Source organism: Chryseobacterium sp. JUb7, from assembly GCF_024806495.1.
Lineage (GTDB): Bacteria > Bacteroidota > Bacteroidia > Flavobacteriales > Weeksellaceae > Chryseobacterium.
The window spans coordinates 597,875-624,544 of the sequence record NZ_JANUFF010000001.1; the positions used below are offsets into that span (position 1 = coordinate 597,875).

At 35.2% G+C, this 26,670-nt stretch carries 26 protein-coding genes; 11 read left to right on the plus strand and 15 right to left on the minus strand.

What is annotated here, in order from left to right:
* Positions 1 to 45: 45 nt before the first annotated feature.
* From M2373_RS02790 to M2373_RS02800, 3 genes are all read left to right on the plus strand, one after another.
* Positions 46 to 609: a Crp/Fnr family transcriptional regulator gene (locus M2373_RS02790; protein WP_259107207.1), complete on the plus strand. Its 564-nt coding sequence runs from the start codon at positions 46 to 48 to the stop codon at positions 607 to 609.
* 97 nt (positions 610 to 706) lie between these two features.
* Positions 707 to 1,036, plus strand: a complete 330-nt coding sequence (locus M2373_RS02795; RefSeq protein ID WP_259107209.1) for a multidrug efflux SMR transporter — start codon at positions 707 to 709, stop codon at positions 1,034 to 1,036.
* 124 nt (positions 1,037 to 1,160) lie between these two features.
* Positions 1,161 to 1,865 (plus strand): T9SS type A sorting domain-containing protein, encoded by a 705-nt coding sequence (locus M2373_RS02800; protein ID WP_259107212.1) that lies wholly within the window; start codon positions 1,161 to 1,163, stop codon positions 1,863 to 1,865.
* Between the two features lie 49 nt (positions 1,866 to 1,914).
* Here M2373_RS02800 and M2373_RS02805 read toward each other — a convergent pair whose 3' ends face one another.
* From M2373_RS02805 to M2373_RS02830, 6 genes are all read right to left on the minus strand, one after another.
* Entirely contained in the window at positions 1,915 to 2,682 is a 768-nt protein-coding gene (locus M2373_RS02805; RefSeq protein WP_259107214.1) for a class I SAM-dependent methyltransferase, read from the minus strand.
* Positions 2,682 to 3,491 (minus strand): type I methionyl aminopeptidase, encoded by an 810-nt coding sequence (gene map, locus M2373_RS02810; RefSeq protein ID WP_259107216.1) that lies wholly within the window; start codon positions 3,489 to 3,491, stop codon positions 2,682 to 2,684. The genes M2373_RS02805 and map overlap by 1 nt, the downstream gene beginning before the upstream one ends.
* A gap of 158 nt (positions 3,492 to 3,649) precedes the next feature.
* On the minus strand, positions 3,650 to 4,081 hold the full coding sequence (locus M2373_RS02815; RefSeq protein WP_259107220.1) for a BT0820 family HAD-type phosphatase: 432 nt from the start codon (positions 4,079 to 4,081) through the stop codon (positions 3,650 to 3,652).
* A 92-nt stretch (positions 4,082 to 4,173) separates the two neighbouring features.
* Positions 4,174 to 5,154 (minus strand): acyl-ACP desaturase, encoded by a 981-nt coding sequence (locus tag M2373_RS02820; protein WP_259107223.1) that lies wholly within the window; start codon positions 5,152 to 5,154, stop codon positions 4,174 to 4,176.
* 140 nt (positions 5,155 to 5,294) lie between these two features.
* A complete protein-coding gene (gpmI, locus tag M2373_RS02825) occupies positions 5,295 to 6,836 on the minus strand; it encodes a 2,3-bisphosphoglycerate-independent phosphoglycerate mutase (RefSeq protein ID WP_259107225.1) in 1,542 nt (513 codons plus the stop codon).
* Between the two features lie 163 nt (positions 6,837 to 6,999).
* Entirely contained in the window at positions 7,000 to 8,235 is a 1,236-nt protein-coding gene (locus M2373_RS02830) for a carbohydrate-binding module family 20 domain-containing protein (protein ID WP_259107227.1), read from the minus strand.
* A 334-nt stretch (positions 8,236 to 8,569) separates the two neighbouring features.
* Here M2373_RS02830 and M2373_RS02835 point away from each other — a divergent pair, with 334 nt between their 5' ends.
* Positions 8,570 to 8,893 (plus strand): translation initiation factor, encoded by a 324-nt coding sequence (locus tag M2373_RS02835; RefSeq protein WP_259107229.1) that lies wholly within the window; start codon positions 8,570 to 8,572, stop codon positions 8,891 to 8,893.
* A gap of 1 nt (position 8,894) precedes the next feature.
* Here M2373_RS02835 and M2373_RS02840 read toward each other — a convergent pair whose 3' ends face one another.
* From M2373_RS02840 to M2373_RS02850, 3 genes are all read right to left on the minus strand, one after another.
* The gene (locus M2373_RS02840; RefSeq protein WP_259107231.1) at positions 8,895 to 9,794 is read right to left on the minus strand and encodes a leucine-rich repeat domain-containing protein; all 900 of its coding nucleotides are present in this window, start codon (positions 9,792 to 9,794) and stop codon (positions 8,895 to 8,897) included.
* Positions 9,795 to 9,847: 53 nt separating this feature from the next.
* Complete coding sequence (locus tag M2373_RS02845; RefSeq protein ID WP_259107233.1) at positions 9,848 to 12,001, minus strand: alkaline phosphatase PhoX; 2,154 nt, start codon at positions 11,999 to 12,001, stop codon at positions 9,848 to 9,850.
* A 383-nt stretch (positions 12,002 to 12,384) separates the two neighbouring features.
* Positions 12,385 to 14,220 (minus strand): cytochrome-c peroxidase, encoded by a 1,836-nt coding sequence (locus M2373_RS02850; protein WP_259107236.1) that lies wholly within the window; start codon positions 14,218 to 14,220, stop codon positions 12,385 to 12,387.
* Between the two features lie 212 nt (positions 14,221 to 14,432).
* Here M2373_RS02850 and M2373_RS02855 point away from each other — a divergent pair, with 212 nt between their 5' ends.
* Positions 14,433 to 14,894 carry a hypothetical protein gene (locus tag M2373_RS02855; RefSeq protein ID WP_259107237.1) on the plus strand — a complete coding sequence of 154 codons (462 nt, stop codon included), beginning with the start codon at positions 14,433 to 14,435 and terminating at the stop codon, positions 14,892 to 14,894.
* A 17-nt stretch (positions 14,895 to 14,911) separates the two neighbouring features.
* Positions 14,912 to 15,766, plus strand: coding sequence for a nucleoside phosphorylase (locus M2373_RS02860; RefSeq protein ID WP_259107240.1), 855 nt, complete (start codon positions 14,912 to 14,914; stop codon positions 15,764 to 15,766).
* 49 nt (positions 15,767 to 15,815) lie between these two features.
* On the opposite strand, the gene M2373_RS02865 is transcribed toward M2373_RS02860, so the two are convergent.
* The 3 genes from M2373_RS02865 to M2373_RS02875 form a co-directional block, all read right to left on the minus strand.
* The gene (locus M2373_RS02865) at positions 15,816 to 16,649 is read right to left on the minus strand and encodes a hypothetical protein (RefSeq protein ID WP_259107243.1); all 834 of its coding nucleotides are present in this window, start codon (positions 16,647 to 16,649) and stop codon (positions 15,816 to 15,818) included.
* Positions 16,650 to 16,890: 241 nt separating this feature from the next.
* A complete protein-coding gene (locus M2373_RS02870; RefSeq protein WP_259107246.1) occupies positions 16,891 to 18,261 on the minus strand; it encodes a hypothetical protein in 1,371 nt (456 codons plus the stop codon).
* Between the two features lie 266 nt (positions 18,262 to 18,527).
* A complete protein-coding gene (locus tag M2373_RS02875) occupies positions 18,528 to 19,088 on the minus strand; it encodes a DNA-3-methyladenine glycosylase I (RefSeq protein WP_259107249.1) in 561 nt (186 codons plus the stop codon).
* 139 nt (positions 19,089 to 19,227) lie between these two features.
* On the opposite strand from M2373_RS02875, the gene M2373_RS02880 reads away from it, so the two are divergent.
* From M2373_RS02880 to M2373_RS02900, 5 genes are all read left to right on the plus strand, one after another.
* Positions 19,228 to 19,527, plus strand: coding sequence for a hypothetical protein (locus M2373_RS02880; RefSeq protein ID WP_259107251.1), 300 nt, complete (start codon positions 19,228 to 19,230; stop codon positions 19,525 to 19,527).
* A gap of 376 nt (positions 19,528 to 19,903) precedes the next feature.
* A complete protein-coding gene (locus tag M2373_RS02885) occupies positions 19,904 to 20,143 on the plus strand; it encodes a hypothetical protein (RefSeq protein WP_259107253.1) in 240 nt (79 codons plus the stop codon).
* A gap of 54 nt (positions 20,144 to 20,197) precedes the next feature.
* Complete coding sequence (locus M2373_RS02890) at positions 20,198 to 20,428, plus strand: hypothetical protein (RefSeq protein WP_259107255.1); 231 nt, start codon at positions 20,198 to 20,200, stop codon at positions 20,426 to 20,428.
* A 71-nt stretch (positions 20,429 to 20,499) separates the two neighbouring features.
* The gene (locus M2373_RS02895) at positions 20,500 to 20,946 is read left to right on the plus strand and encodes a hypothetical protein (RefSeq protein ID WP_259107257.1); all 447 of its coding nucleotides are present in this window, start codon (positions 20,500 to 20,502) and stop codon (positions 20,944 to 20,946) included.
* A 99-nt stretch (positions 20,947 to 21,045) separates the two neighbouring features.
* Positions 21,046 to 21,855, plus strand: a complete 810-nt coding sequence (locus M2373_RS02900) for an enoyl-ACP reductase (RefSeq protein ID WP_259107259.1) — start codon at positions 21,046 to 21,048, stop codon at positions 21,853 to 21,855.
* A 118-nt stretch (positions 21,856 to 21,973) separates the two neighbouring features.
* Here M2373_RS02900 and M2373_RS02905 read toward each other — a convergent pair whose 3' ends face one another.
* From M2373_RS02905 to bglX, 3 genes are all read right to left on the minus strand, one after another.
* Positions 21,974 to 23,413, minus strand: coding sequence for a glycoside hydrolase family 30 beta sandwich domain-containing protein (locus M2373_RS02905; protein ID WP_259107261.1), 1,440 nt, complete (start codon positions 23,411 to 23,413; stop codon positions 21,974 to 21,976).
* 103 nt (positions 23,414 to 23,516) lie between these two features.
* The gene (locus M2373_RS02910) at positions 23,517 to 24,326 is read right to left on the minus strand and encodes a glycoside hydrolase family 16 protein (protein WP_259107263.1); all 810 of its coding nucleotides are present in this window, start codon (positions 24,324 to 24,326) and stop codon (positions 23,517 to 23,519) included.
* A 121-nt stretch (positions 24,327 to 24,447) separates the two neighbouring features.
* Positions 24,448 to 26,670, minus strand: a complete 2,223-nt coding sequence (gene bglX / locus M2373_RS02915; protein ID WP_259107265.1) for a beta-glucosidase BglX — start codon at positions 26,668 to 26,670, stop codon at positions 24,448 to 24,450.

Below are 26,670 nucleotides of genomic sequence, written 5' to 3' on the forward strand. Positions count from 1 at the left end.
TAACCTTAGAAAAACTGATAATTTTGAACTAAGAATTCTCCATCTATGAGTATTGACGAAATCATTGACAGCATTTATCCGCTTCCTGTTCTTTCTAAAGAAAACCTGAAAAAACATATTACAGAAGTTTCTTATCCTAAAAACTTCTGTCTGATGGAGGCGGATAAAGTGATTCCCTATCTGTATTTTATAAAAAAAGGAATTGTACGTGCCTATGCTTCAAGAGAGGAAAATGAAATTACCTTCTGGTTTGGAACCGAAGGAGAAACGGTAGTTTCTATGAAGAGCTATGTGGAAGATAAACCTGGTTATGAAAATATAGAACTTCTGGAAAACTGTGAGCTTTATCAGCTTGAAACAGAAAGCCTCCGTGAATTATTCGGTGAAGATATTCATATCGCTAACTGGGGAAGGAAATTTGCAGAAAGAGAGCTTGTAAAAACTGAAGAATTAATCATTTCCAGACAATATAAGACAGCACTCGAACGATATTCTGATCTTATGAGAGAGAAGCCTCATCTATTAAGAAGAGTTCAGCTGGGGTATATTGCTTCCTATTTAGGCATCACGCAGGTTAGCTTAAGCAGAATTCGGGCGGAGTTCAGATAATATGGTATCGATTAAGATAAAATATTTTCATTTTTTAACAATTGTAAAATTTTTCCGGTTCAGAAATACGGAACTTTGCAGAAGAAAATTATTAAAAATGAATTGGATTATCTTGGTTATCGCAGGATTATTTGAAGTCGCTTTCGCTTCATGTTTAGGAAAAGTAAAAGAAACCTCAGGAACAAGCATGTATTTCTGGTTTGCCGGTTTCTTAGTATCACTTACGATCAGTATGCTGTTATTGATCAAAGCAACTCAAACATTACCCATCGGAACCGCTTATGCTGTCTGGACAGGAATCGGTGCAGTAGGAACTGTATTGATGGGGGTTTTCTTCTTTAAAGATCCTGTAAGTTTCTGGAGAATTTTCTTTATTGTTACTTTAATTGGTTCTGTAGTGGGTTTAAAAGCAGTTTCATCTCATTAAAACAGATATCAATCTCTATACTATTAAAGATTTAACTTAAATTTAAAAACCGTTTTCTATTTGGAGAACGGTTTTGCTTTAGATGAACCGTTTTATTTTCATACTTTTGGTGAAACTTTTAATTATGAAGAAAATTTTATTTTTTTTACTAGCCAACGGTCTTTTGACTGCACAGACTTCAGAGCTACTGTCTACCAATTGGTATATTGCAAAAATCGTCACTAACGGACAAACAGAAAATACGCCAGCCATTGATACGGGAGTTCCAACATCAAATTTTAATCCGGACGGTAATAACGGGTATACTTTTAATTCAAGATATTATAATACTTCCGTTCTTTCCCTTGGATTTGTATCCGGTACAAATAATTTCATGAAAACTGGTTCGGCCTGCACGTTAGCTTACTATATGGGGAATAATGCAACAGCTGTAAATTCCTATGATCAAAAAAACTGCAATTTATTTATCACACCTTCTGCCGGAGCTCAATATACTTATCAGATTGTGAATAATGGCAATGTAAAAACATTAATTATTACAGACCCGTCGGGCAATCAGGTTCATTACAATAATGCAGTATTAGAAACTAAAGAAAATATAACTGCTAAAAAATCTCTGTCACTCTACCCTAACCCTGTAAAGGAAATATTAACAATAGATCATATTGATAAAAATCTATCTGTGAAAATCTTTGACTTATCAGGAAAACTTATTTATCAAACCATCAGTAAGGATAAAAAAATTGATATTAACACTAATATCCTTCAGAAAGGACAATACCTTATAACGGTTGAAAATTATCAGACTCTACCTTTTATTAAGGAATAGTCTAAACTCCATAAAACAAAAAACCGTCTCCATTTTGAAGACGGTTTTATTATTTTTTGAAAACCAAAGGTAAGATTTCGTTTTTTCTTAGCCCGTATTTTTTTATTTCTTCTTCTGAAAATTTCTGAGAATATAAATTAGGATCAGCTTCAAAACCTGCTTTTCTTAAACGATCAAAATAATCCATTCCGTACCAGCGCACATGGTCGTACTGGCCAAAATGCTTCTGACGCTCCTTAGGATCTTTAATGTTGAAATCTTCATAGGTTTTTTCATGAGAATTTCTCATCGGCACCTGTAGAATTCCCCATCCTCCGGGTCGCATCACGCGATAAAGTTCGCTCATTGCTTTTGCATCATCTTCAATATGTTCCAGCACATGATTACAAAATATAATATCAAAACTTTCATCCGGAAAAGGAAGATCCAGAATATCTGCTTTTACATCAACAATCGGCGAAAACAGATCTGCAGAGATATAATTCAGATTACTCATTCTCTTAAATTTCTTCAAAAATTCCTGTTCCGGCGCGATATGAAGTACTTTATGATTTTTAATAAAAAAATCTGTTTCGTTCTGAAGATACAGCCACATCTGACGGTGCCTCTCCAGACTTAAAGTTCCCGGAGACAATGCATTTTCACGCTGTTTTCCATACCCATAAGGAAGAAACTTGCGGTAAGATCTTCCATCGATAGGATCGTAAAAATTGTCGCCTTTAAAAAACTGATAAATAAGAGGTCTTGCCCAGATACTCATTTTGATAAGCCATGGACGCGGAATTTTATTTAGTAAAAGCTTTGTTACTTTTTTCATTAAAAATCCAGTTGAAATGGCTTTTCTTCGTCACTTACAATCCCCAAGGCATCATAAATATATTGGAAAGTAGAAAGCAGTACAGGTTTTCCGTTATACACCGCCACATCATGCTCAAAATGTGCCGAAGGCTGGTTGTCAAGCGTTGTTACTGTCCATCCGTCGTTATGGAATTTCACTTTTTCCGTACCAAGGTTGATCATCGGTTCTATGGCAATCGTCAACCCATCTTTGATCACTTTGCCACTTCCCTGTCTTCCGTAATTCGGAACTTGTGGATCTTCATGCATTTTTCGTCCTACTCCATGTCCTACAAGCTCTTTTACCACACCATATCCTTCTTTTTCACAGTGAGATTGGATAGCATGAGAGATATCTCCGATTCTTTTTCCTCTGACACATTGTGCAATTCCTTTATAAAGAGATTCTTTGGCTACTTTTAACAGTTTTTTAGTCTCCGGCTTTACTTCTCCGATTTCAAAAGTATAAGCATGATCACCTACAAAACCGTTCAGAACAGCCCCGCAGTCTACAGAAAGCACATCACCTTCTTTGATCTCTTCCTTGCTTGGAAAACCGTGAACAACCTGCTCATTCGGAGAAATACATAATGAATACGGAAAGCCTCCATATCCTAAGAATGCAGGTTCTGCACCGTGATCTTTAATAAAATCATGTGCTAATTTATCTAAATATAAAGTGGTAATCCCAGGTTTGATTTCTTTTGCCAACATACCTAATGTTCTCGAAACCAAACGAGCACTTTCCTTCATAAGACGAAGTTCGTCTATTGTTTTTAATTGAATCATTTTTAATATAGATGTTAGATTTTAGATGTTAGAAATTAGATTTTACAACTTAATGAATAAATCTTTCAATTCTAAAACATCTGTACTTTTCTGATAAAATAATTAAAAGTGATATTAAAACTAATTTCTAACATCTAACTTCTAATTTCTTCTAAAAATTACCAGAATAATCCTTTTTTCTTTTCTTTCTTAAGTTTTGAATAGGCTAAAACTTCTTTGCCTTCTACTCTGAATTCTATTCTTTCCTGAATGATATTGTAGATCTCACCCCAACCTGGGAATCCGCCTAAATTTCTATCATCGATAAACCAGTCTGCATCTAATTTTCTGGACTGGTTTGCAGAATCAAATACTTCTCCCTCAAAGCTTGAATTTACTGCATAAAATTCTATTCCGTTCTGCTTACAGAATTCTACTGCCTCATCCAGTGTTTTTCCGTGTCTGTATGTCCAAAGGATTAATCTGTACCCTTCAGCCTGAAGTCTTCTTAGTGTTTCAAAAGCAAAAATTTTTGCTTTACCAATCGCCGGATATGCATCATCAACTATAGTTCCGTCAAAATCAACAGCAATTTTCTTATTGTTCATCATTTTTGATTATGATTTAGATTTGCAAAGATAAGAAATAAAAAGAGTGCCAAAAAACTTAGCACTCTACTTTATCATTTAATTATAATTTATAACTAGCTTTTTACCCATTTGAACTCAAATTGCAAATCAGGTGTAGAAATTCTGTCTGTGATCTTTTGCAGTCTTCCCGGTAATTTCATTAGATACTCCTGAGCTTTTTCTGCTTTTTCATTAAGACCTTTCACATGTTCAATTTTCCATTCGTCCAAAAGATCTTTCAGGATATTGATATAATCCTGACCTGTATATACCATACATCTTTGTGCAGCATCCGAGAAATGTCCCCAAAGTTCACCCGCCTTCTGACCAGACTGTCTCATCATATGAGCCGGCATTACGATCTTTTTACGCATCATATCTTCAAATGCAAGGATCATTTCTGAAGGATCAATCTCTAAGATTTTTGTTACGAAATGTTTGTATGCTTTTGCGTGTCTTGCTTCATCTGCAGCAATTACACCACACATTTTTGCTAATTTTCCGTTTCCGGATTGCTTTGCCAGTGTACCTACTCTTCTGTGAGAAATATTGGTTGCTGTTTCCTGAAAACTTGTGTACACGAAATTTCTGTAAGGGTCCATACTTGTTCCCAAATCGAAACCGTCATTGATTAAATACTGAGTCGTAACTTCCAGTTCTCTCATGTTTACTCTTCCGCACAGATAAAGATATTTGCTCAAAAGGTCACCATGTCGGTTTTCTTCACCAGTCCACGCTCTTATCCAGTTTGCCCAGCCAACTTCTTTTTGCTCCTGATCTATTCCGTCTACACCCATTAACCAAGACTCGTAAGAAGGAAGAGCTTCTTCCGTAATACAGTCACCGATTAAAGTTACGAAAAGATCATAAGGCATCTCACGGGCAAAGGTCTGAATTTCTTCTAAATCGTATTTAAAATCAGCGCTTGACGGGTCCGGAAGGTAATCTGAGGGCTGCCAGATTTTTTCAATTGGCGTTAAAAATTTTTCCAGAAAAGAACCTACTTCCTTTTCCAAAATCCCCATTACTTCTTTTCTGACAAGCTTTTGATACATTTTTACTTTTTAGATTTTAATTTGCAAAGATATGATTTATTTATTATTTAAAGCATAACAACAATCGTGCCTGATATAAATCATAAACAAACGCCGTTACTAATATTATAACGGCATTTTTTTAACATTATTATTTGATTTTAGCTAACTAAAATATCTCCGGTCATAATTTCCGGAATTTCCACTCCCATTACGTTTAAAATAGTAGGAGCAACATCGCCCAATTTACCAGGCTTTAAATTCCAGGTATGCTCTTTATCCATTACAATGAAAGGAACGAGATTCGTTGAATGCTGTGTATTGGGTGTTCCGTCTTCATTGATCATCACATCCGAATTTCCGTGGTCTGCCAGAATAAAAACTGCATAACCGTTTTCGTAAGCGGCTGTTGCCACTTTTTCGATACAGCTGTCCACTACTTCTGCGGCTTTTACGGCTGCCGAAAAAACTCCTGTATGTCCTACCATATCAGTATTTGCAAAATTCAGACAAACAAAATCTGCAGTTCCGTTTTCCAGTTCAGGAATGATAGCATTGGTAATATCATATGCTGACATTTCAGGTTTCAGATCATAAGTTGGAACATCTTTCGGACTTGGACAAAGCAATCTTCTTTCTCCCTTAAACTCCTCTTCTCTTCCACCTGAAAAGAAGAATGTGACATGAGGATATTTCTCTGTTTCCGCAATTCTGATCTGCGTTTTATTATTTCTTTCTAAAATCTCACCCATTGTTTCGTGAAGAACCTCTTCATCAAAAACAACATGTATATTCTGGAAAGTTTTATCATAATTCGTTAATGTCACATAATAAAGATCAAGTTTTCTCATGAAAAACTCAGGGAAATCCTTCTGAGAAAGTACTTCTGTAATTTCACGACCTCTGTCTGTACGGAAATTGAAACAGATCACCACATCATTATCAATAATTTTAGCTACCGGAACCACATTTCCTGTTTCCGTTGTTTTCGTTAAAATAATTGGTTTAAGGAATTCATCGGTTACATTATTATTGTAAGAAGCTTTAATTGAAGCTAATGCATCAGTGGTCTGTTCACCAACACCCTCTACCATAGCATCATAAGCCAACTTTACTCTTTCCCATCTCTTATCTCTGTCCATCGCATAATAACGACCTACAACCGTTGCCAATTTTCCGGTTGTATGATCCATATGCTTCTGAAGCTCATCGATAAATCCAAATCCTGAATGTGGATCACAATCTCTTCCATCTGTAAATGCATGAACAAAAACATTGTCGTGAAGACCAAATTCACCTGCGGCAGTCAATAGCCCTTTCAGGTGATTGATATGTGAATGTACACCTCCGTTTGAAACCAATCCGATAAAGTGTACTTTTTTATTTTCTTTTTTAGCGTATTCAAAGGCATCCTGAATAACTTTTTGCTGACCTAACGAACCATTTTCAACAGCCATATTCAGCTTAACCAGATTTTGGTATACGACTCTTCCGGCTCCCAAATTCATGTGTCCTACTTCCGAATTTCCCATCTGACCAAAAGGAAGACCTACAGCCAAACCACTTGCCTCAAGCGTTGTGTGAGGAAAATTCTTAAGACAGCTATCTATAAAAGGAGTGTTTGCTTTATCTAGTGCAGAAACGTCCGGATTCATACCCAATCCCCATCCGTCAAGGATCGCTAATATTGCTTTTTTCGACATTATGTAAACTTTTGTTATACAAATTTATTTATTTTGAAATGAATGAAAGAATTGATCTACTTAAATTTTATTTAAAATGCTGTTTCGATACGGATTCAGATTAATTCCGACTACAATATTTTTTTCCCGCCGATTATAAAGATTCAAACCTCCAGTCGCTACACTAATTTTTAAACCAATTACTGATCGTATAAGAGATCTTCTTTGATTTCACCTCTTCTATTCTGATGTTTTGCCCTTTTTCCAGACCTTTTACTTCGGCTTCCTGATCCCAGGTTCCTTTGGTGAATTTTAATTGAGCCGGTAAATATATTTTTAAAGTAAGAGTTCTTTCCAGATCATTTTTTTTATTCATTTTAACTGATGCTGCGTTCCAGTTTCCCAATCCTTTCTGGTTTCCTGAAATATAAACCTCATCTTTTTTATCCGGAACAGTTACCACAAACGTCACTTCTGAAGGTTCTCCGGAAAATTCTTTGAAAAAATCGTCGACCTTCAAATTCTTTTCTTTCGCATACTGTTGAATATAAGAATCCAGAAATCCGCTTTCTTTTAAAAATACAAATGGATCTTCAATATTTAAAATATCGTGTATTGCTTTATGTTTATCGGTCTGTTTATTAAAATAGGCTTCACAGATTTTGTATCCGATCCAATATCCTAAGTCATTGGGTCTGTCATCCTTTTTGGAAGTCCAGTAAAACCAGTCTCTGAGATCATCTGTTTTATATCTTGCAACAAATTCTTTATAAAGTTTGTCAGAATGCGCTTCACCATACTGAAAGGCTTTTACATTCATAGGTTCTCCGGAGATAAATTCGCCGACAAAATCTGCACCGCCTTCAGTCAGAGCCTGTTTCAATAAATTCTCGCCGCCTTTATTATTTTGTTGATAGTGGATCATTTCATGGGTAATAAGAGGGACAACGCCATCCAGATTTTTAAATAATTCTGTCCCGATAGAGATACCTTCATCAGAAGAATTTCCGCCTGTATTCATTCTTCCGTACACAAAATACACGGTTGGAAATTTCGCCTGCGGATACCAGTATTTTAAAGCACTGTAGGATGCTTTTAATTTTTTATCTATTGAATTAATATTTGTTAAAGTATTTCTGGTTTTCAGATATTCTTCTTTATTTTTTTTCACTGTTGCATACAAAGAATCTGCATTGATAATCCTGTGCCTGATAAATGCTTTCACGCCTGGTGAGCCGTTCTCGATATATTCTATAAATGGATTGGTTGTAGAAATTTCCATTTTATCGAAGGCTTTCCAGAAATTCTGTGCGTCTTTCGTTTCTAAAACGGCATTTAAAGGATCATCTGAAAACTGAGCATTTACAGTTCCAAATGCCAATAAAGCAAACACTATAAAGGGATTGGTTATTAGTTTCATGTTTGAGGTAAGAAAATTATTTTTATTAGTAACGATCAAAAATAGAAAATAGTCCTAATAAAGTTTAAATTTTTGTCAGTGAAATGAATATATTGAGAATTTTCATAAAACAATTTCTCGATACGATTTTTTTTAAAAATCTACCCGAAATGACGCCTTTTGAATAATATTCGGTTTTTCGTAATAAACAGCGTCCGATTGAGCTCAGCTGTAGTGAGCTTAACAAACTATCTAAACCATTTAGCGTTTTTTAATTCTAAATTTAAACAGGCTCTTATTTATCTTCTCTGCATATTCACTTTCTTTGCCTTAAATATTTTATTAATTTTGCTTTATGGATTTAAGAGATCAATTGAAAAACCTTTTTCCTGAGCATGAAGAACAGGATTTTGAGGTGCCTAAAGAAGAATTTAAGCAACAAGAGCCTTTGGTGTGCAAATTTGAGAAAAAAGGAAGAAACGGGAAGCCTGTAACCATTGTTGAAGGTTGGGAAGGCAGCGAGGAAGATTTGAAGAAAATCTCAAAAAAAATAAAAACCACACTAGGAATCGGTGGTTCTGAGAAGGACGGAACGATTATCATTCAGGGAGACAACCGTGATAAAATCATGGATATCCTTAAGGAAATGGGCTATAAAACCAAGAGAGTCGGCGGATAATTTAGAAATAAATCTGCGTCTGAGGCATCAGGGCTTTTAGTTGGTCAATTTTATTTTTGGTCATTGGATTCCCTGTAAGAATCAGTGTTTTAAGATTTTTCAGGTGTTTAAATTCTGTGGGAAGGTCTTTCAGATTGTTGTGAGCCAAGTTCATGCTAACGACTTCTTTTAAACCTTTAATACCGGATGAAATTTCTTTAATCTGATTATCGCTTACATTTAAAAATTCAAGATTTTTGGCGCCGAATAGATTTTCAGGAAGTTTTACAATGCTATTCTGCTGCAGTTCCAGATATTTAATATTTTGGGGGAATTGAAGATTTACAAGATCATTAATCTGATTGGCAGAAAGATTTAGTGATTTTAAATTTCTGATTTTATACAAATCATCAGCAATAAAACTGATCTGATTTCCCTGTAAGTTAATCTCTTCCAGAGAAGGTATTTTCATCAAAGCTTCCGGAAAAACATTCAGGCTGTTGGCATCGAGATGGATGGCTTTTAAGTTTTGAAGTTTTGCAAGATTCGGATTGATGTTTGTAAGGCTGTTCAGGTTGATTGAAAGCGTCGTCAGTTTTGTCAGTTCACCAATTTCATCGGGGATAAATTTGATGCTGTTTTCATTCACATTTAAAATTTCCAGTTCCTTTAGCATAAATATCTCAGCATCCATTTTTTCTAATTTATTGCCCATGATATTCAGAAAAAATATGGATTTTAAATCTTTGATCTGAGGAGGAATATTAAACAGTCCTTTTTCTCTGAAACTCATACTGTAAACAGTCTTTCCACTTTTTAAAGCATCATCGATATTTGTATAGGTAGGATATTTTACCGGATCAATCTGTGCATTAATCTGGGTAAGAGAGAGCAGGGAAATAATAACAATAAGTTTTTTCATAATTAAAAAAAGCCACCGATAATAAATTACCGGCAGCTAAAATTATTAATAAGTTATTTTTTTAGAAGCTTAACGGTCTGCTGGAATCCGCCATCTGCTTCAATATTTAAGATCAACACTCTGGATGCCTCCAATTGAGACGTAAAATCCAGATCCAATGATTTGCTTGTTCCTGAGAATTTCTTAGTGAAAACAATTTTTCCGTCGATGCTGTAAGCTGTTACCGCAATATCTTTCAATCCTTTCGGAGAATTGATTTTTACAATTCCTGATGTCGGGTTTGGAGCAACGGTTACGATATTCTCTTTCTGAGTATCTACAGTACCTAAAGAACCTGTAGTTCCCAGATTATTTTTCAGAGCCACTACAATCGTTGCAGATTTTCCTTTATAATCAATTGTATTTCCTGTAGCATCTACGTCTGTAGCAATCGTAGAATCGGGATGCTGAATCGAGAAGAAACCAAATTTATGATCCGGAGTAAATGTAAGACCTGTAGGCTCTGAACCGGCAGGCATAGAAGCGAAAAGTTTCACTTTAGGATTTGCTGCTGTATGGTCCGGAGCAATTACCCAAATATAGTTTTTACCACCATCCTGTAATACCCAAAGATTCCCCAGCTCATCAAACGTAAGGTTATCGTTTCCATCTCCCCAAGCTTCAGATTTTGTTCCCTGAGCTGTATCGAAAGAATAAACGGTAGAAGCACCTCCTGCGAAAGTTTCCATTTGCGTAACGGTAGTTCCGTTATCCTGCATACGGTACACTCTGTCTAAACCTTTGGCTGTAAAATAGATTTTGCCGTCCAACGGGCTGATATCTACATCCTCCACTCCATTAAATCTAGTTCCTCCAAGAGATTGTGCCAGCGCAGTTGTATTGTTTTGATCTGCTTTTGTTTTATTAGGAACCTGAATCCAGGTTGCCGTAGTTGTCACCGGATCTCCTGCGGTTGTTAATCCCTGATCCAGTTTCAATACATAAAGATTTCCTGAAGCAAGGTTGTTTGGCGTATCCATTACATATTTATACACCATGTGAGTTCCACCATCTTCACCATAATATGCTGTTGTTCCTGCATTATTCACTACCACATTCTCGTGATTCATGATTCCCATCTGCCATAGTTTTCCTTTTGACCCGTCTGCATTTTTAGAAACCACCTGAGCTGTTGCAGGATCGATTTCTACCAACCATCCGTAATCTTTCATTCCATCGGCATTCACGTCATTAGACGTTACAGATTCTTCTGCTGTCACCACTGTTCCCCAAGGCGTTATCCCTCCTGAACAGTTTCTGATCGTCTGAACAAGGCTAGGATCTGAAAAACTAACGGCTCTTGACCTTGATAACTGCCACAATTTTGTTGTTGCATTATAGTTGATTTCAGCCATCGTTACACCACCAGGGTTGGTTTCGTGGTTTACAGAAAGAAATCCGTTTGTACTGCTTCCGGTTTTCGGAACATAGGCCGTAAAGTCATTCTGACCACCTACTAACCCTCCTCCTTCTGTATAACTGTCGCCTTCTTTTAAGATCAACTGATATTTATGCTCTGTAGGGATAATTAATTTATTGGTCTGTGCCGTTGGAACAATAGATGTAAAGCAGCTGATGTGTGTTGCATTACAGGCTACCGGTGGATTTGTTGTATTTGTTACTGTTTTCAGATAAGCATCAACTCTTAAATCCGAGCTCGCAGCACCTCTGTTGTGTAATTCGATAGAAATTCTATTGGTTCCGTTAACGAATTTTGATTTTGGAATAGAGAAAATATTATAGGTACTTTCCGCAGCTCCGTCAATCGTTGTACTGGACCATGTATCGAAAGTAATCGTTCCTGCCGGCATATTATCTCTTACTACTTCTTCCCCGTTAAGGTATACAACAATACCATCATCTCTCATGATTCCAAGTTCCATAGTATCAGTAAGGTCCGAAAGGTTTACAGTAATGTCTTTAGCAAAGTAAGCGGTCACAAGCCCTGAGCTGATCGTAGTCGTTACCGGATCACCATATCCAAGAGGTCCGTTTCCTGTTGCCCAGGAAGAAACATCATACGTTTTTTCTTTCCACTGAGCCGGTTGAGCCACATTATTGTCTTTGTAGCTCCAAGATGAGTTTTTGTTGAAAATAAAAGTCTGTGCCTGAACAGCAGAGCTTGTTATCAACGCCAGAGTCGCGATTGATAGTAGTTTTTTCTTCATTTTAATTTTAGATTTATTAGACTCTGCAAAACTATCAGAATGTTGCGAAGCCTCTATTAATAGGAGTTTAAATAAATCCTGACAAATATTAATTAATAGAAAACCGAATGTTAATTACATTAATTTTATGTTAAATTAAAAAAATATTAAAATATTGGATGATTTGAAATTCACCTTTAAAGATTTCCTGTAAGTTGATTTAAACATCCTATTTTTCATGTACAGGTTATAATGTATTAGATTTCTACAGAAGACAAAACAAAGTGAAAATTCATTCAGAAAGAACTTCTTTAAGGTCTGAAAAAAAGTCTGCATCAAAAATTGAGATGCAGACTTTTTATGGAGTACTTTAAACTTCAGATAAGTGAAGAATTATTCAGCTATTATTTTTCTTTTGTTTTACTGATGTCTGTTAACGAATTTAGAAATGCGATGATCTGTTTAATCTCAGTTTGTGTCAGATTCAATTTATCCGCAGGCAGAGTTTGGTTTTTCATCTTCAGTCCTAGGCCTTCACCACCACCTTCATTATAAAAATCAAGAACCTCTTCAAGGGTATTGAAAGCACCGTTATGGAAATAAGGTTTTGTGAGTGCAATATTTCGTACCGTGGTTGTTTTAAATGAGTTTTCATAAATCCATGAATTCTCCTTTTTCACAGGGCTGTTTATTCTCCCTGGGTCTCCATCGAGCTCAAGAGGTTTCTGACTGATCGGTTTTTTAGTGATTCCAAGTACCTCAGATTCATTTTCATTAAAAAAAGGCGGAACCAATCCTGAAAAATGAGGCGCAAAATGGCAGGTTGCACAGTTGGCTTTTCCCATAAACAGATTATAGCCCTTTTTAGCATCATCAGAAATTTCTTTCTCATTTCTCATGAATCGATCAAAATCACTTTCAAAAGAATATAAAGATGCAACATAGGAACTCAATGCTTTAGAAAAATTTTCTTTCGTAATTTTCCCGTCTTTAAAGGCTGTTTTAAAAGCTTTTTTATATTCGGGTTTTGTTTTTAATTTTTTGATGATACTTTCATAGCTGGTATTAAACTCCTGTTCGTTATAAATAACATGCTCTGCCTGTTGTTCCAGATAAAAAGCTCTAAGATCATAGAAAAACCTTTTAGCGAAAACAGCATTATACAATGACGGGGCATTTCTAAGGACCGTTTTCCCTTCTGTGTTACTTTCAGATTTTGGTTTCAGATCTGTAAAAGCATTTTCCGGTAAATGGCAGGTTGCGCAGCTCATTTTATTGTTTTCACTCAAATTCTGATCGTAAAAAATGTCTTTCCCCAGTTTTCTCAGATCAGCACCGTCTTCATTGGATTTTAGAAGGGTATAAAAATAGGGATCAAGAAAATCACTGCTGAACAGATTTTTATTTTTAACATTCCATCCTGAAAACTCTTTCAGATCATCCTCATTTCCGTCCCAACTTCCGAATTCCTGATATAAAGGCTGGATGTACACCTTATAAAACTCTATTCTGTCAAACGTTTCAAAGTCCGTATTTTTTGACAGATAATCGATCCCGTTATTTAAAATCTGATTGGCTTTCTGTAGATTATAATTTTTAAAGTAAATATCATTATTGATATACTTTTTCATTCCTAAAAAGGCATGACTGGCTTCTTCAGAAATATTTAACGAGCCCGGAGTATCGAAACCTGTGACACCAAGACTATACATTCTGATTAACTCAATCCGAAGTGGCAACGTTTTATTATTCCCCTTGCTTAATCCGTTTTTGACAGAGCTTAAATAAAAACTGGAATAGCTGTTATATAAAAAAATCGTAATCTCTTTTATTTTCTCTTTTTCGTCTGCCGCTTCATCGGAAAATATCAGTTCATCCAGTACCTGTAAACCTTCGGGAGGAAGTGTATAAGCACTTGTACCCGCTGCTTCAATATGAAATAACGGTGCTGCATTAAGGTGTGTTTTTGTAAATTCCGGATAATGATAAGCCACATAAAACTCAATTTCCTTAAAAGAATTTCTTGTGCTGCTTAATGACTTTTGGAGTTCCTCGAGAGAGATCTTATCTTCAGAAAAGCTGTAAACATCGGATTTCAGGCGTTCAAGTTTGCTTTTAAAATCAGCCAAACCCTGAGTAACAGCGGTATTTTCAGTTTCAACACCTTTATAAACAGGATTGAATGACATAATTGCAAAACCTATCAAAAGAATTACAATAAGTAGCGGATAAGATCTCATTAATTTTTTGCGGCAAAACTATCTTTTATAAGTTGTTTCAGTTTTAACGCTGGATTAAATATTAATTACATTTTTGCATTGTATAATTTATAAGCTAAAAATAAAGTCCAAACCACCAAAAAGCTGTATCTTCACGTCTTCTTCTCTCTTCAAAAAGAGAATTACGGAGAAGAAATTTTATATTTTTCACACCTAAAAACTAAAATATTATCATGAAATTTAAATTATTATTAAGTTTTATTGTAAGCTTTTTATCATTAAGCGCTTTTTCACAGAAAAGTAAAGAAAAGGAGATGGCAGTGTATGCAGAGAAAAGAGGCAGTGATTATTATTTGGTCCGTCTACCGAAGGGAAAAGACATTCCTAACGTATATGTCTATTCAAACGGAGAAACAAAACCTTATAAAAAGTATACCCAGCTGCTGGATGTCGCAAAAGAATTTCCTAAAATGATGGAAACTGCCAATTCTGCCAAAGAAGAACTCGTTTCTGTACTCAATAAAGACGGACATTTCTACGAGATCACCACTCAAAGAAAAGATCCCAAAAACTTTGAAAAAACAACAATTACCGTGTACGAAGTCTTTAACGGTCAAAAAAGAATTGTTGAAGAATACGGCTCTATCATGGAGCTTATGCCTACACCTTATAAAGAGGCCATTTTTATTAATTAAAACTAAAAAAACATATCATGCTGAATAAACTAGCAGCCTCAGAATTAGTTCTGAACGATGACGGAAGTGTTTATCACTTAAATCTTTTACCGGAAGATATTGCAGAAAAAATCATCCTTGTGGGTGACCCTGACCGAGTAGCAAAAGTGTCAAAATATTTTGACAAAGTAGAAGTCAAAAAAAACAAGAGAGAGTTTTACACCCATACCGGAACCCTGAGAGGGGAAAGAATCACGGTAATGTCTACAGGTATCGGTACCGAAAACATCGATATTGTCATGAATGAGCTTGATGCTTTAGTGAATATCGATCTTAAAAACAAAGAGTTTAAAACAGAACATACAGCTCTACAGCTTTTCAGAATGGGAACTTGCGGAAGTGTAAATCCTGATGTACAGGTTGACAATATGCTGGTGACCCAAAATGTTGTAGGATTAGATGGTTTAATGCATTTCTATCAGGATTACGAATTTGAAAATGAATTTTCAAAAAACTTTTTGGAGAAATTCCCGTATGCGAAGATTAAACCAATGCTTTATTTTGCCGATTGGTCTGAAGAACTGGGCGAACTATACAAAGACGCCAAATATCACGGTAATACAGCTACTTTCCCGGGATTTTACGCGCCACAGGGAAGACAGCTTCGTTTAAAAGCTCTCGATGATCAGTTTCTGGAAACACTGAATGATCTTGGAGTAACCAATTTCGAAATGGAAACTTCTGCTATCTATGCGCTTTCAAAATTATTAGGCCATAAAGCCATTACGGTAAATAATGTTATCGCCAACAGAAGACGCGGAGAGTTCTCAGCCGATCATCATGCTTCTGAAAAGAATCTTATCAACTGGGTTCTGGACAGAATTATTAAATAAAATTAAAAACAATAAAAAAGGATTTCAATAATTTGAAATCCTTTTATTTTTAGGGGCAGTTTTTTTCGTATTCTTTAACAATGCCAAGATAAAGCCGGGCTTCATATTCAAACATTTTACGGCTTATATAATCGAGTGTTTCTCCGGTATCCAGTTTATTTTCTTTAGCTTCCTTTACCACCTGCTTTTTATAATCAATCATGCCCTTTCTCATTTCTTTCTGGAAGTTTCTGTCTTCCATCTTTTTGCGGAATAATTCAAGATATTTTGCAAACTCGGGACAGTCTTTTCCGGCTACTTTAAAAGCATTGACAAAGTTATCAAAGCTTCGTTTCAGATCAAAAAGATTGATATCTAAAGGCATCACAGCAAAATTTTCCTGATTATTCTTAAGATAAAATATGGAATAGGTATACTCACACATATACGGACCAATCTGACCGTTTTTTGTGCATATTATATTCGGATGACCGTAAATTCCAATCTTACCGTCATAAATCCGGGAAAGAAAAACATCATTTTTAGCATCTTTTAAAACCCCATTTCTGTCGAATTCCTTAACCTTTAATTTTTCAAATGCCAATGCTTCATCATAGTCTTTATCCAGATAAGCAATTTTCGAAATTTCTTTTGCTGTAATTTTTTCCGAAGGTGATGATTCTGAAGCTTTATATTCGATTTTTGTTTTGCTGTTAAAATCCCCTCCTCCCAATACATCTTTGAAAGTACTGATTTTAGGAATCTGAACCTTACTTACAAGAACATTCATTTTGACGCCATCTGTTTTTGTAATTTCTACAGGTATATAGGAGTTTTTATCCTGCTTCTGTCCATAAAAAAGGCTCACAAAGAACAATAATAAAATAGAGAAATATTTACTCATGTTGAATGGGATATTAGTATGTATTGATTAATTGCGCGAACTTATAAATTTTTACACAGAGATTACTTATTTATTGAATTATTTTTATGAGTATAAACAATTTGACAGAAGAAAATTAAATGATTTTAATACATTGAAAATATTTTAATGAATTTTAAGCAGGTTTTTAATAACAAAAAAAAAGAGACCTCAAAAAATTTGAAATCTCTCTTAACCATATCAATCCTTAGTAAATCATTCTTTAAAATTCGTTGATCATTACATAAAAATGCGAATAGTTCAGGCTCTCTGCATTGGAGGAAATATTTGTAAGATTTATTGTAATATTAGTCGCTGATGTCATTCTCGGATTCGAAATAGAGAATGTAGCATTTCCTGGAAAATCTCCTGCCGGCGTCACAACAATTGTCGCTCTCGTAGAACCAGGCTGTAAATTTGCCGGAATTGCAATATTCATTGTTGTCGATTTCCCCGGAGCCATATTGTTGATTGAAACACTTGGCCAAACCTCAAAACTAATCTGATTTTTATTAACCGTTCCTTTTTCTCCCAGTTTATATTGTCCGCTCACATCAAGTCTTGCTGATGTATTAGGAGTACTTGTACCGATCGCTACATTTGCGTTACTATTACCCAAAACAACCGCGTTAGCCTGTGAAGTTGTTGCTCCATATCCTAAAGCCGTAGAAAACTGCCCTAAAGCATTGGCTCCTGAACCTAAAGCTGTAGAATTTTCATTGTTGGTTACTGTATTATATCCTAAAGCCGTCTCGCTGTTAGAATTTGTTGTAGCTTTATATCCTAATGCAATCGATTGAAACCCATTTGCAGTGGCACTATTACCAATAGCAGTTGTTTCATTCTTTGTTGTTTTGGCATTATAACCGATCGCTGTAGACTGAAATCCATCTGTGAAAGAATTATTTCCGATTGCTACCGATTCGTTTTTATTTGTTTTTGCGTTATATCCTACTGCTGTAGACTGATATCCTGCAGCACTAGATTTATTTCCCAATGCAACAGCATCGTTGGCTGTTACCGAAGCATCATTACCTACAGAAACTCCCTGATAAGCTGAACTTCCTGTTCCGATTGCGATACCATTCTGACCGGCATTAGAACCTGTTCCTAAGCTTACTGAATTATCGGTTCCCAGTCTCCCTGCTTTTACAGAATTCACTTTGAATACCAAATCATCAAGAGTATTGGTTCCTAATGAAAGGTTTGTATTGGAGCCTCCGTAGTTTCCGCTGTTTGTTCCTGTATTATTCCAGTTTGTTGTAGTACTTCCGCCACCGGCATTGGTTCCATTTCCTCCGGTTACCGAAAGCATATTCCATTTCAGATTATTCCAGTAGTAAAATCCAATTTCTGCAAGTCCGCCAGTTCCTGTATTCCATACGATTAAACCATCGGCTGGTGAAGGAACGGTTACTTTATCTGTTAAAGAGCTTAATGCTATGTTTGGAAAAAGAACCCCTTTGTTCTTTGAACTGATCTGTAACATCGCTGAAGAATCAGGATTAGGAGTTCCTATCCCTACTTGGGCGTATATAAAATTAGAAAAGAATAAAAGTATAAGAACAAATTGAAGTATTAATTTTTTTTGCATCCCTGAATTATTAATAGTTAATTATTTGACGGTGCAAATATAAGAATTTTCAATAAAACACCTAATTTTTTAAATATTTTTCAATAAAACCACTAAACAGTGACAAAACGCCAACTTTATCACTGTTTAATGAAGCATAATTCAATATTAACTATATCTTAAATCGGCTACTGAGGCACTTCTACAGAGGTTTTTAATTCTTTAAATAGTGGATTAAAATTGCATAATTGACAAAAAACATCACATAAAAATGAATAAAATTAAATTTACCACTGTTTAATGAAACAGTTTTCAAGGTGATCATTCACCATACCTGTCGCCTGCATGTGTGCATAGACTACAGTTGAACCCATAAATTTGAAGCCTCTTTTTTTAAGATCTATTGATAAATTATCAGATATTTCAGTTGTTGCAGGAACATCTTTTAAGGACTTCGGGTTGTTGTTAACAGGTTTCCCACCTACAAATCCCCATATATAAGAAGAGAAGCTTCCGAATTCTTTCTGAACTTCCATAAATTTTTGTGCGTTTGTAACCGTAGCTAATATTTTCAATCTGTTTCTGATAATTCCTGGGTCCTGCATCAGGTCTTCAATTTTTTCCTCAGAATATTTTGAAATTTTTTTATAATTAAAATTATCGAAGGCTTTTCTGAAATTTTCTCTTTTAGTAAGAATGGTGTACCAGCTGAGTCCTGCCTGAAAACTCTCAAGAATCAAAAACTCGAAAATTGTTTCATCATCATAAACGGGTCTTCCCCATTCTTCATCATGATATTTTCGGTATAAGTCGTCTTTTTCGCACCATCCGCAACGTATTTTTTCCATAAAACATAATTTTTAATAATTTAAAGATAAAGCCGATCGCGAGAATGAAAAAAACATTAAGAAAAGTTTAACAGTGTGTTTCTGTTTTAGGAATGGTTCTTGTTTATTTACTAAGCAACAACACTAAAATATTAATATTATGAACAATTCAGAGTACAACAAAGCGGAAAACGCGGTAGACAACACTAAAAACTCTTTAAAAGATGCGGCAGATAATGCAAAATGGAAAGTTGAAGAATTGGCAGACAGAGCTAAAGACTATATCAACGAAAAAAGGAACAATGATCAGGAAGCACAACAGGAAGACTGGTTGGATAGAGTAAAAAATAATTTTGCTGATGCCTGGGATGACGTGAAAGATAAAGCAAACGATGCTTGGGAAAAAACCAAAGATGCAGCAGAAGATGTAAAAGCAGAATGGAATAAGAAAACCAACTAAAAATTTCAGTCATATAAATATTTTCAATAGAAACGAAGCCTTTTAAAGGTTTCGTTTTTTTATTTAAAAAATATGTAACGAAAATATTTATCATCAATTCTCTATTTAATGAATAATAATTATTAATTTTATACTATTAATCAAAAACTTACAACCATGAATATTCTTTTAAAAAAATTAAATTACGGATAATTAATACAGAAATTGAACAGCTATATTTATAAATTTTATTCTAAAGTTTATATTACTGACCACATTATCTCCCCTCTACATTGTTATTAAAAATAAGACTACTGAGTTTAATTTACTGATGTTTGTATTTTGAATGACTAGCTAGGGAATAAAAATTTTCAAAAACCAAAAAACTATTTATATTATGAAAAATTCGGAAACAAACATTACAGAGAAACAAGAATGGTCACTTGATCATTTACAGCATGAAACCTCTAATTTTACAGAGCCATCAACATTCAAAAAACAATCTTCTGAACAAAAGCTGATTAATCAAGCAGTCGTTTTAAATTTCCAACCTGATGAGTGGGGTGAAGATGATGAGAAAGATACCGAAAACATTTGGCAAATTATACAGTTAAATATGACTTCCAAATATCAATAGTCAGTAAAAAATTAAGCCCTCCGATTTTAATAAACTCAAAAACATGGATCTATAATGGAGAATATAAACAATAGCAGCGTAAAAAAATTAGAATGGACAATCACTAATTTAAAAGATCTTGGTGAAAGCTTTACTCTGACAGGAGATCAAAGTGAAGATGAAAAAAACTGGATCAACCTTATTAAAAACAATTTAATATTTGAAGAATGGGATTCTATTAAAAATTCAGAAGCCCTGATGGTTTATGATGAAATTTATGATGATCATCTTAAAATTGACTATTAACAGAAACCATTTTGCAAACTGATCATAAAACAATTTTCAAAAAAAATAAATTAATCACAACATCAAATATTATGGAAAAAACTACTGAAACAAACACAAAATTAGAATGGACAGAAGAGAATCTGAATCATCTCATAATTGAATTCTTAAAAGAAAAAGAATATCGGGACATAAAAAATGCAGTAGAACTTAATAGGAGTTTTGAAAGCTTCATTGGTAGTAAAATACACTTAACGCCAGTTAGAGACTATTATTATGAAGTGATTAATCCAATGCAATATTATGCAAGCTGTAAAGAAAAAGTTGGTCCTAAATATACTCCTGAGGCTATGAAAGATCTTAGCATACAATTCAAGGATTTTATTTTTGATAATCCTATATTTAATGCTTACCGAAAAATTTTTATAGATATTGCTAAAATCAATTTTTATACTGAACCCTGGACTGACGAATTAGAAAAAGCAGCAAACGCAGAATATAAAAAACTAATATCACATTTAGCGATAAAAATAGTATGATAATTAATAGAAAGGAGTCATTTTATTAAGACTCCTTTTTATTATGCTTTAAACACAAATTATTGCTACATTTGTATTATATAATAAACATTAAAAAATATGTCATACGGTTTACTTAAAGGCAAAAAGGGAATTATTTTTGGAGCCCTTAATGAACAATCAATCGCATGGAAAGTTGCTGAAAGATGTCATGAAGAAGGTGCTGAATTTATCTTATCAAACGCTCCTATTGCTTTGAGAATGGGAGAACTTAATGAGTTAGCAGAAAAAACAGGTTCAGAAGTTATTGGTGCAGATGCTACTTCAATTGAAGATCTTGAAAAACTTTTTGATGCTGCAGTTGCCAAATTTGGGAAAATCGACTTTATCCTTCACTCTATCGGAATGTCTATCAACGTAAGAAAAGGGAAACATTATACAGAAATGAATTATGACTGGTTGGAAAAAGGCTGGGATATTTCTGCTGTTTCTTTCCATAAAGTAATGCGTGTAGCTTATGAAAAAAACTGTATGAATGAATGGGGAAGCATCCTGGCACTGACTTATATTGCTGCTCAGAGAACATTCCCTGACTATAATGATATGTCTGATAATAAAGCTTATCTTGAAAGTATTGCAAGAACATTCGGTAACTATTGGGGAGAAAGAAAAGTACGTGTAAATACGGTATCTCAGTCTCCTACTCCAACTACAGCAGGTAGCGGAGTGAAAGGTTTCGGAGGTTTTCTTGGATATGCTGAAGATATGTCTCCACTAGGAAATGCTACGGCTCTTGAATGTGCAGATTATTGTGTGACACTTTTCTCTGATCTTACGAAGAAAGTAACCATGCAGAATCTTTTCCACGACGGAGGTTTCAGCAGCTCTGGAGTTACTCAGAAAGTAATCAGCAAATATGATGTTGAATAATTTACTTTATTCTCAAAATAATATAAAACCGAAGTCACTGGCTTCGGTTTTTTGTTGCAATAAAAAACCGGCGGCATCTTCGATGCCGCCGGGTATAAAATAAATGTTAATATGAAGTCTATAAAATTACAGTCTGTATAGAGTGTGCCGGCGCCGAAATCTTTGCAGACATACCTTCGATCCAGAGATTGGTATCAATATCATTTTCGGAATCGTTCATGATTACAGTAACAAGCTGTCCGTTTTCATTCATAAAAGTAGTAGAAGTTAGGGCTGCTCTGTTGGAAGAACTTCCGATTCTTTGGGCATTTGGTTTAATATATTTTGAAACATGACCTACATAATAATACTCATAAGTATAATGAACCTCCCCTGTTTTTGTATCTGCAATGATGGGTGCAAAACAGAAATTCCCGACATGGTTTGGTCCACCTGTTTCATCAAGAAGAACATTCCAATCTGTCCATAACGCTGTACCTTTATTGAAATCGTTGATCATATTTCTTCCGTACAATTCGCCTAAACTCACGTCATAGATTTTAGACATATCAAATTGCTCTTTACAACCTTCTGTAAATGCCAGAAACTTATTCGGAAAAGCCCTTTGAGTTTCTAATAAATTATCAAATAGCTGTGTCTTGTTATTCCATGTTTCATACCAGTGATAACCGATTCCGGCTGCATATTTTGAAGTTTCAGGATCACTCAGTGTCGTGGTAGCTCTTTGGTAAATCAAATCACGGTTATGATCCCAAATCATTACTTTTTTATCTTTAAACCCATTCTTCCAAAGTGTCGGACCTAAATTATTTTTCAGAAAATCTCCTTCTTCTTCAGCGGTGTAAATACAAGATTCCCAGGTTTGAGTTGCCATCGGCTCATTCTGAACAGTCAGTCCCCAAACATTAATTCCTCTTTTTTCGTATTCTTTGATGAATCTGATATAATAATCTGCCCAAGTCTGGTAAAAAGCATTTTCCAATCTTCCTCCTTTCAGCATACTTTTATTAGATTTCATCCAGGCTGGTGGACTCCACGGAGAGAAATAAAAGGTAAAGCTGTTTCCAATTGCCTTTTGAGCCTCTTTAATCATTGGAATTTTAAATTTCTCATCATGAGCAACATTAAATGATTTTAAAGAGTTATCATTTTCCGTTACATACGTATAAGAGTCGCTTGAGAAATCACACGAGTTCATATTGGTACGAACAACTGTATACCCCAAACCATTTTTCCCATAATAAGCTTCAATAATCTCTTTCTGCTTATTTTTTGGAAGTTTATAAAAAGTCTCTGCTGAAGCATCGGTAATAGCACCTCCGATTCCTATCAGTTTTTGATATTTAAAATCCGGATCTACAAAAATACAGGCATCCGTTTCTTTTGGCTGAGCCATTTTTTCAAATTTTACAGCTCCTTTATCCACCATTTTCTCATTGGTTTTGGAGTTCGTAAGGATTACTTTGGCTGTTTTCCCTGCATTTTTCTTCCAGTAATTTTGTGCATTGGCATTAAAAGCCATGCCGATTACAAAACAGCTTACGATTAATTTCTTCATTTCTTTCTTCTTCTTTTTTATAATTTATATTTAACCACCCCGTCTAAATTTTACTTGAAAATTTATCCACCCCTCCAAAGGATGGGAATTTTATTGACGGTTATTATTTATTTTCATAAACTCTTACGTAGTCTATCTCATATTTTTGAGGAAAAATATGGTCATCAATTCCTTCTTTTCCACCCCAAAATCCTCCTACAGCCAGATTCAAAATAATAAAATAGGGCTGATCAAAAGGCCATGCCTCATATGTTTTCTCTTTATTTTCATAGGTAAAAAACTTCTGATCATCAATATAGATATCAATTTTTTCAGGAGTCCAGTCTGCTTTATAGACATGAAACTTTTCACTTACCTCCTTTACAGTCAATGTATCGGTTTTCTGTGTTCCAATGATATGATTATACTTCTTCGTATGAACCGAAGCATGGACATATCCCTGATTGAATCCTACATGCTCCATAATATCCAGTTCGCCGTCATCCGGCCATTTTTTCATATTTTCGCTCATCATCCAGATCGCGGGCCAGGTTCCCCGACCTTTAGGTAATTTGGCACGAACCTCAACTGTTCCGTACTGAAAGGAAAACTTACCTTTCGTCAAAAGCCTTGCAGAAGTATACTTACTCTTTTCCCAATTTTCCTTTCTGGCTTCAATCACAAGATTTCCATTTTCCAGCCTAGCATTTTCCAGTCGGTTTTTGGTATAAAACTGAGCTTCATTATTTCCATAACCGTCACCTCCCACATCATAATTCCATTTTGTAGAATCCGGTAGTCCTTTTCCGTTAAATTCATCACTCCATATTAACTTTCTTTCTGAATCAGGCTTGTTTGAAGCACAATTTAACACAGAGAAAAATAATACGCCTCCCGTGAAAACTGCTATGATATGCTGAAGTTTAATATTCAAAGTTTTGAGTTTAATCTCGTTTTTTTAACGCAAAGTTTTATTTAAATTTTAATAAAAACGTGCAGTCTTTTACCACCAAAAGCGGGTATCATCCCGCTCTTAGTTAATGAAAAAACTTATATTATTTTGACCAATTAATTCTTTTTGTCTGAACATGTTGAGAATCGGTCCCGATCATGATATCGAAATCTCCTGCTTCCCAATCATAGTTCAGCTCGTCATCGTAGAACTTTAAATTTTCCGGAGTTAAAGTAAAGCTGACAGTTTTAGTTTCTCCTTTTTTAATGAAGATTTTTTGGAACCCCTTCAGCTCTTTTACAGGTCTCACCACTTTTCCTACCAAGTCTCTGATGTATAACTGCACAACTTCCTCCCCATCATAATTTCCGGTATTAGAAACATGGACACTGATATTTAAGATCTGATTTCCTTTAAGGCTTGTTGAACTTAAATTCATATCAGAATATTTAAACTGCGTATAGCTCAATCCAAAACCAAATGGAAATTTAGGGTCATTATCCAAATCGATATAAGCCGAAACATAATTTCTGTCTGTATTATTCTTCGCAGGTCTTCCTGTATTGTAATGATTATAATATACCGGAATCTGTCCCTCAGTTCTTGGAAAGGTCATCGGAAGTTTTCCTCCGGGGTTTACCGTTCCGAAAAGAACATCTGCAATAGAATTTCCTGCTTCTGTTCCCAGCCACCAGGTGTAAACGATGGTCGGAATATTATCTGCAGCCCAGTCAAACACCAAAGGTCTTCCTGTATTGATCATTAAAACAATTGGTTTTCCGGTTTTTGCAATTTCTTTTAATAAATCTTCCTGAACTCCCGAAAAGTGAATGTTACTTCTGCTTTTCGCTTCACCACTCATCGCATGACCTTCACCTAATGTCATGATCACAACATCTGCTTTTTTAGCCGTTTCCACTGCTTCTGCAAACATCGATTTATCCTGATCATCAACATTAGCCCCTTTTGCATATAATAAAGTTGAATTTTTATCCAGCTGATTTTTAATTCCGTCAAACTGAGTGATGATCCTTTGATTATCATCTTTAAATGCAATCGACCAGAACCCGTGATTAGCAGAAGTCTCTTTCCCAAAAGGCCCAATCAAAGCTACTGTTTTTGTAGATTTTGAAAGCGGAAGAACATTTTTTTCATTTTTAAGCAAAACAATACTTTTCGAGCCAAATTCTCTTCCGAATTTTCTGTTTTCCTGATTATTGAGCTGCTCTTTCTGTCTTTTTTCATTGCTGAAGCGGAAAGGATCATCAAATAATCCCATTTCAAATTTTTTAACCAAAATTCTTCTTGCTGCGTCGTCAATCAGTTTTGGATCTACTTTTCCTTCCTGAACAAGTTTTGGAAGCTCTGCCATATACGCACGGCTTTCCATATCCATATCACTTCCGGCATTTATTGCTTTTTCAGCAGCCTCTTTATTATCTTTGGCATATCCATGAGGAACCATTTCGCCAATGCTGCCCCAGTCTGACACGACAAAACCATGATAATTCCATTTGCCTTTCAATAAATCTCTTAAAATATATTTGTTGGCCGTTGCCGGAATTCCGTTGATATCGTTGAAAGAATTCATAAAAGTAGCAACACCAGCTTCTGCTGCTGCTTTAAAAGGAGGTAAATAAGTTTCATTTAATTGTCTTAAACTCATATCAACCGAATTGTAATCTCTTCCTCCCACTGCCGCTCCATAAGCTGCAAAATGTTTTGCACAGGCCATGATGGCATCAATATTTCCAAGACCTTTTCCCTGAAAACCTTTAATTCTTGCCAAACCAATCTGTGTTCCCAGATACGTATCTTCACCCGAACCTTCCATCACTCTTCCCCATCTCGGATCTCTGGCGATGTCGACCATTGGTGCAAAAGTCCAGTGGATTCCGTAAGCTGATGCTTCAGTAGCTGCAATTCTTTCTGATTTTTCAATTAATCCTAAATCCCAGCTTGCTGCCTGACCTAAATTCACAGGGAATGTTGTTCTGTAACCGTGAATTACGTCCTGTCCAAACAATAAAGGAATTTTCAATCTTGATTTTAAAGCTAATTCCTGGAATTTTTTAGTTTCCTGAGCTCCTGCTACATTGAGCATAGAACCTACTTTTCCTTGTTTTATTTCGTTTAAAACATTAGCAGAATTGGAATTCTGAGGACCTGTGGCATATTCAAAACCACTGTATTGAACCAGCTGCCCTACCTTTTCTTCTAACGTCATTTTAGACAATAATTCAGAAACCCTCTGATCAATTGTTTTCTGTCCGTACGCATTCATCCCAAATGCTGATAATAGTAATAAGAACGAAATTTTCTTCAT

What these genes read in the sequence shown, in the direction of transcription:
- M2373_RS02790 (WP_259107207.1), top strand. Translation starts at nt 46, where the DNA reads ATGAGTATTGACGAAATCATTGACAGCATTTATCCGCTTCCTGTTCTT.
- M2373_RS02795 (WP_259107209.1), top strand. Translation starts at nt 707, where the DNA reads ATGAATTGGATTATCTTGGTTATCGCAGGATTATTTGAAGTCGCTTTC.
- M2373_RS02800 (WP_259107212.1), top strand. Translation starts at nt 1,161, where the DNA reads ATGAAGAAAATTTTATTTTTTTTACTAGCCAACGGTCTTTTGACTGCA.
- M2373_RS02805 (WP_259107214.1), bottom strand. Translation starts at nt 2,682, where the DNA reads ATGAAAAAAGTAACAAAGCTTTTACTAAATAAAATTCCGCGTCCATGG.
- map (WP_259107216.1), bottom strand. Translation starts at nt 3,491, where the DNA reads ATGATTCAATTAAAAACAATAGACGAACTTCGTCTTATGAAGGAAAGT.
- M2373_RS02815 (WP_259107220.1), bottom strand. Translation starts at nt 4,081, where the DNA reads ATGATGAACAATAAGAAAATTGCTGTTGATTTTGACGGAACTATAGTT.
- M2373_RS02820 (WP_259107223.1), bottom strand. Translation starts at nt 5,154, where the DNA reads ATGTATCAAAAGCTTGTCAGAAAAGAAGTAATGGGGATTTTGGAAAAG.
- gpmI (WP_259107225.1), bottom strand. Translation starts at nt 6,836, where the DNA reads ATGTCGAAAAAAGCAATATTAGCGATCCTTGACGGATGGGGATTGGGT.
- M2373_RS02830 (WP_259107227.1), bottom strand. Translation starts at nt 8,235, where the DNA reads ATGAAACTAATAACCAATCCCTTTATAGTGTTTGCTTTATTGGCATTT.
- M2373_RS02835 (WP_259107229.1), top strand. Translation starts at nt 8,570, where the DNA reads ATGGATTTAAGAGATCAATTGAAAAACCTTTTTCCTGAGCATGAAGAA.
- M2373_RS02840 (WP_259107231.1), bottom strand. Translation starts at nt 9,794, where the DNA reads ATGAAAAAACTTATTGTTATTATTTCCCTGCTCTCTCTTACCCAGATT.
- M2373_RS02845 (WP_259107233.1), bottom strand. Translation starts at nt 12,001, where the DNA reads ATGAAGAAAAAACTACTATCAATCGCGACTCTGGCGTTGATAACAAGC.
- M2373_RS02850 (WP_259107236.1), bottom strand. Translation starts at nt 14,220, where the DNA reads ATGAGATCTTATCCGCTACTTATTGTAATTCTTTTGATAGGTTTTGCA.
- M2373_RS02855 (WP_259107237.1), top strand. Translation starts at nt 14,433, where the DNA reads ATGAAATTTAAATTATTATTAAGTTTTATTGTAAGCTTTTTATCATTA.
- M2373_RS02860 (WP_259107240.1), top strand. Translation starts at nt 14,912, where the DNA reads ATGCTGAATAAACTAGCAGCCTCAGAATTAGTTCTGAACGATGACGGA.
- M2373_RS02865 (WP_259107243.1), bottom strand. Translation starts at nt 16,649, where the DNA reads ATGAGTAAATATTTCTCTATTTTATTATTGTTCTTTGTGAGCCTTTTT.
- M2373_RS02870 (WP_259107246.1), bottom strand. Translation starts at nt 18,261, where the DNA reads ATGCAAAAAAAATTAATACTTCAATTTGTTCTTATACTTTTATTCTTT.
- M2373_RS02875 (WP_259107249.1), bottom strand. Translation starts at nt 19,088, where the DNA reads ATGGAAAAAATACGTTGCGGATGGTGCGAAAAAGACGACTTATACCGA.
- M2373_RS02880 (WP_259107251.1), top strand. Translation starts at nt 19,228, where the DNA reads ATGAACAATTCAGAGTACAACAAAGCGGAAAACGCGGTAGACAACACT.
- M2373_RS02885 (WP_259107253.1), top strand. Translation starts at nt 19,904, where the DNA reads ATGAAAAATTCGGAAACAAACATTACAGAGAAACAAGAATGGTCACTT.
- M2373_RS02890 (WP_259107255.1), top strand. Translation starts at nt 20,198, where the DNA reads ATGGAGAATATAAACAATAGCAGCGTAAAAAAATTAGAATGGACAATC.
- M2373_RS02895 (WP_259107257.1), top strand. Translation starts at nt 20,500, where the DNA reads ATGGAAAAAACTACTGAAACAAACACAAAATTAGAATGGACAGAAGAG.
- M2373_RS02900 (WP_259107259.1), top strand. Translation starts at nt 21,046, where the DNA reads ATGTCATACGGTTTACTTAAAGGCAAAAAGGGAATTATTTTTGGAGCC.
- M2373_RS02905 (WP_259107261.1), bottom strand. Translation starts at nt 23,413, where the DNA reads ATGAAGAAATTAATCGTAAGCTGTTTTGTAATCGGCATGGCTTTTAAT.
- bglX (WP_259107265.1), bottom strand. Translation starts at nt 26,670, where the DNA reads ATGAAGAAAATTTCGTTCTTATTACTATTATCAGCATTTGGGATGAAT.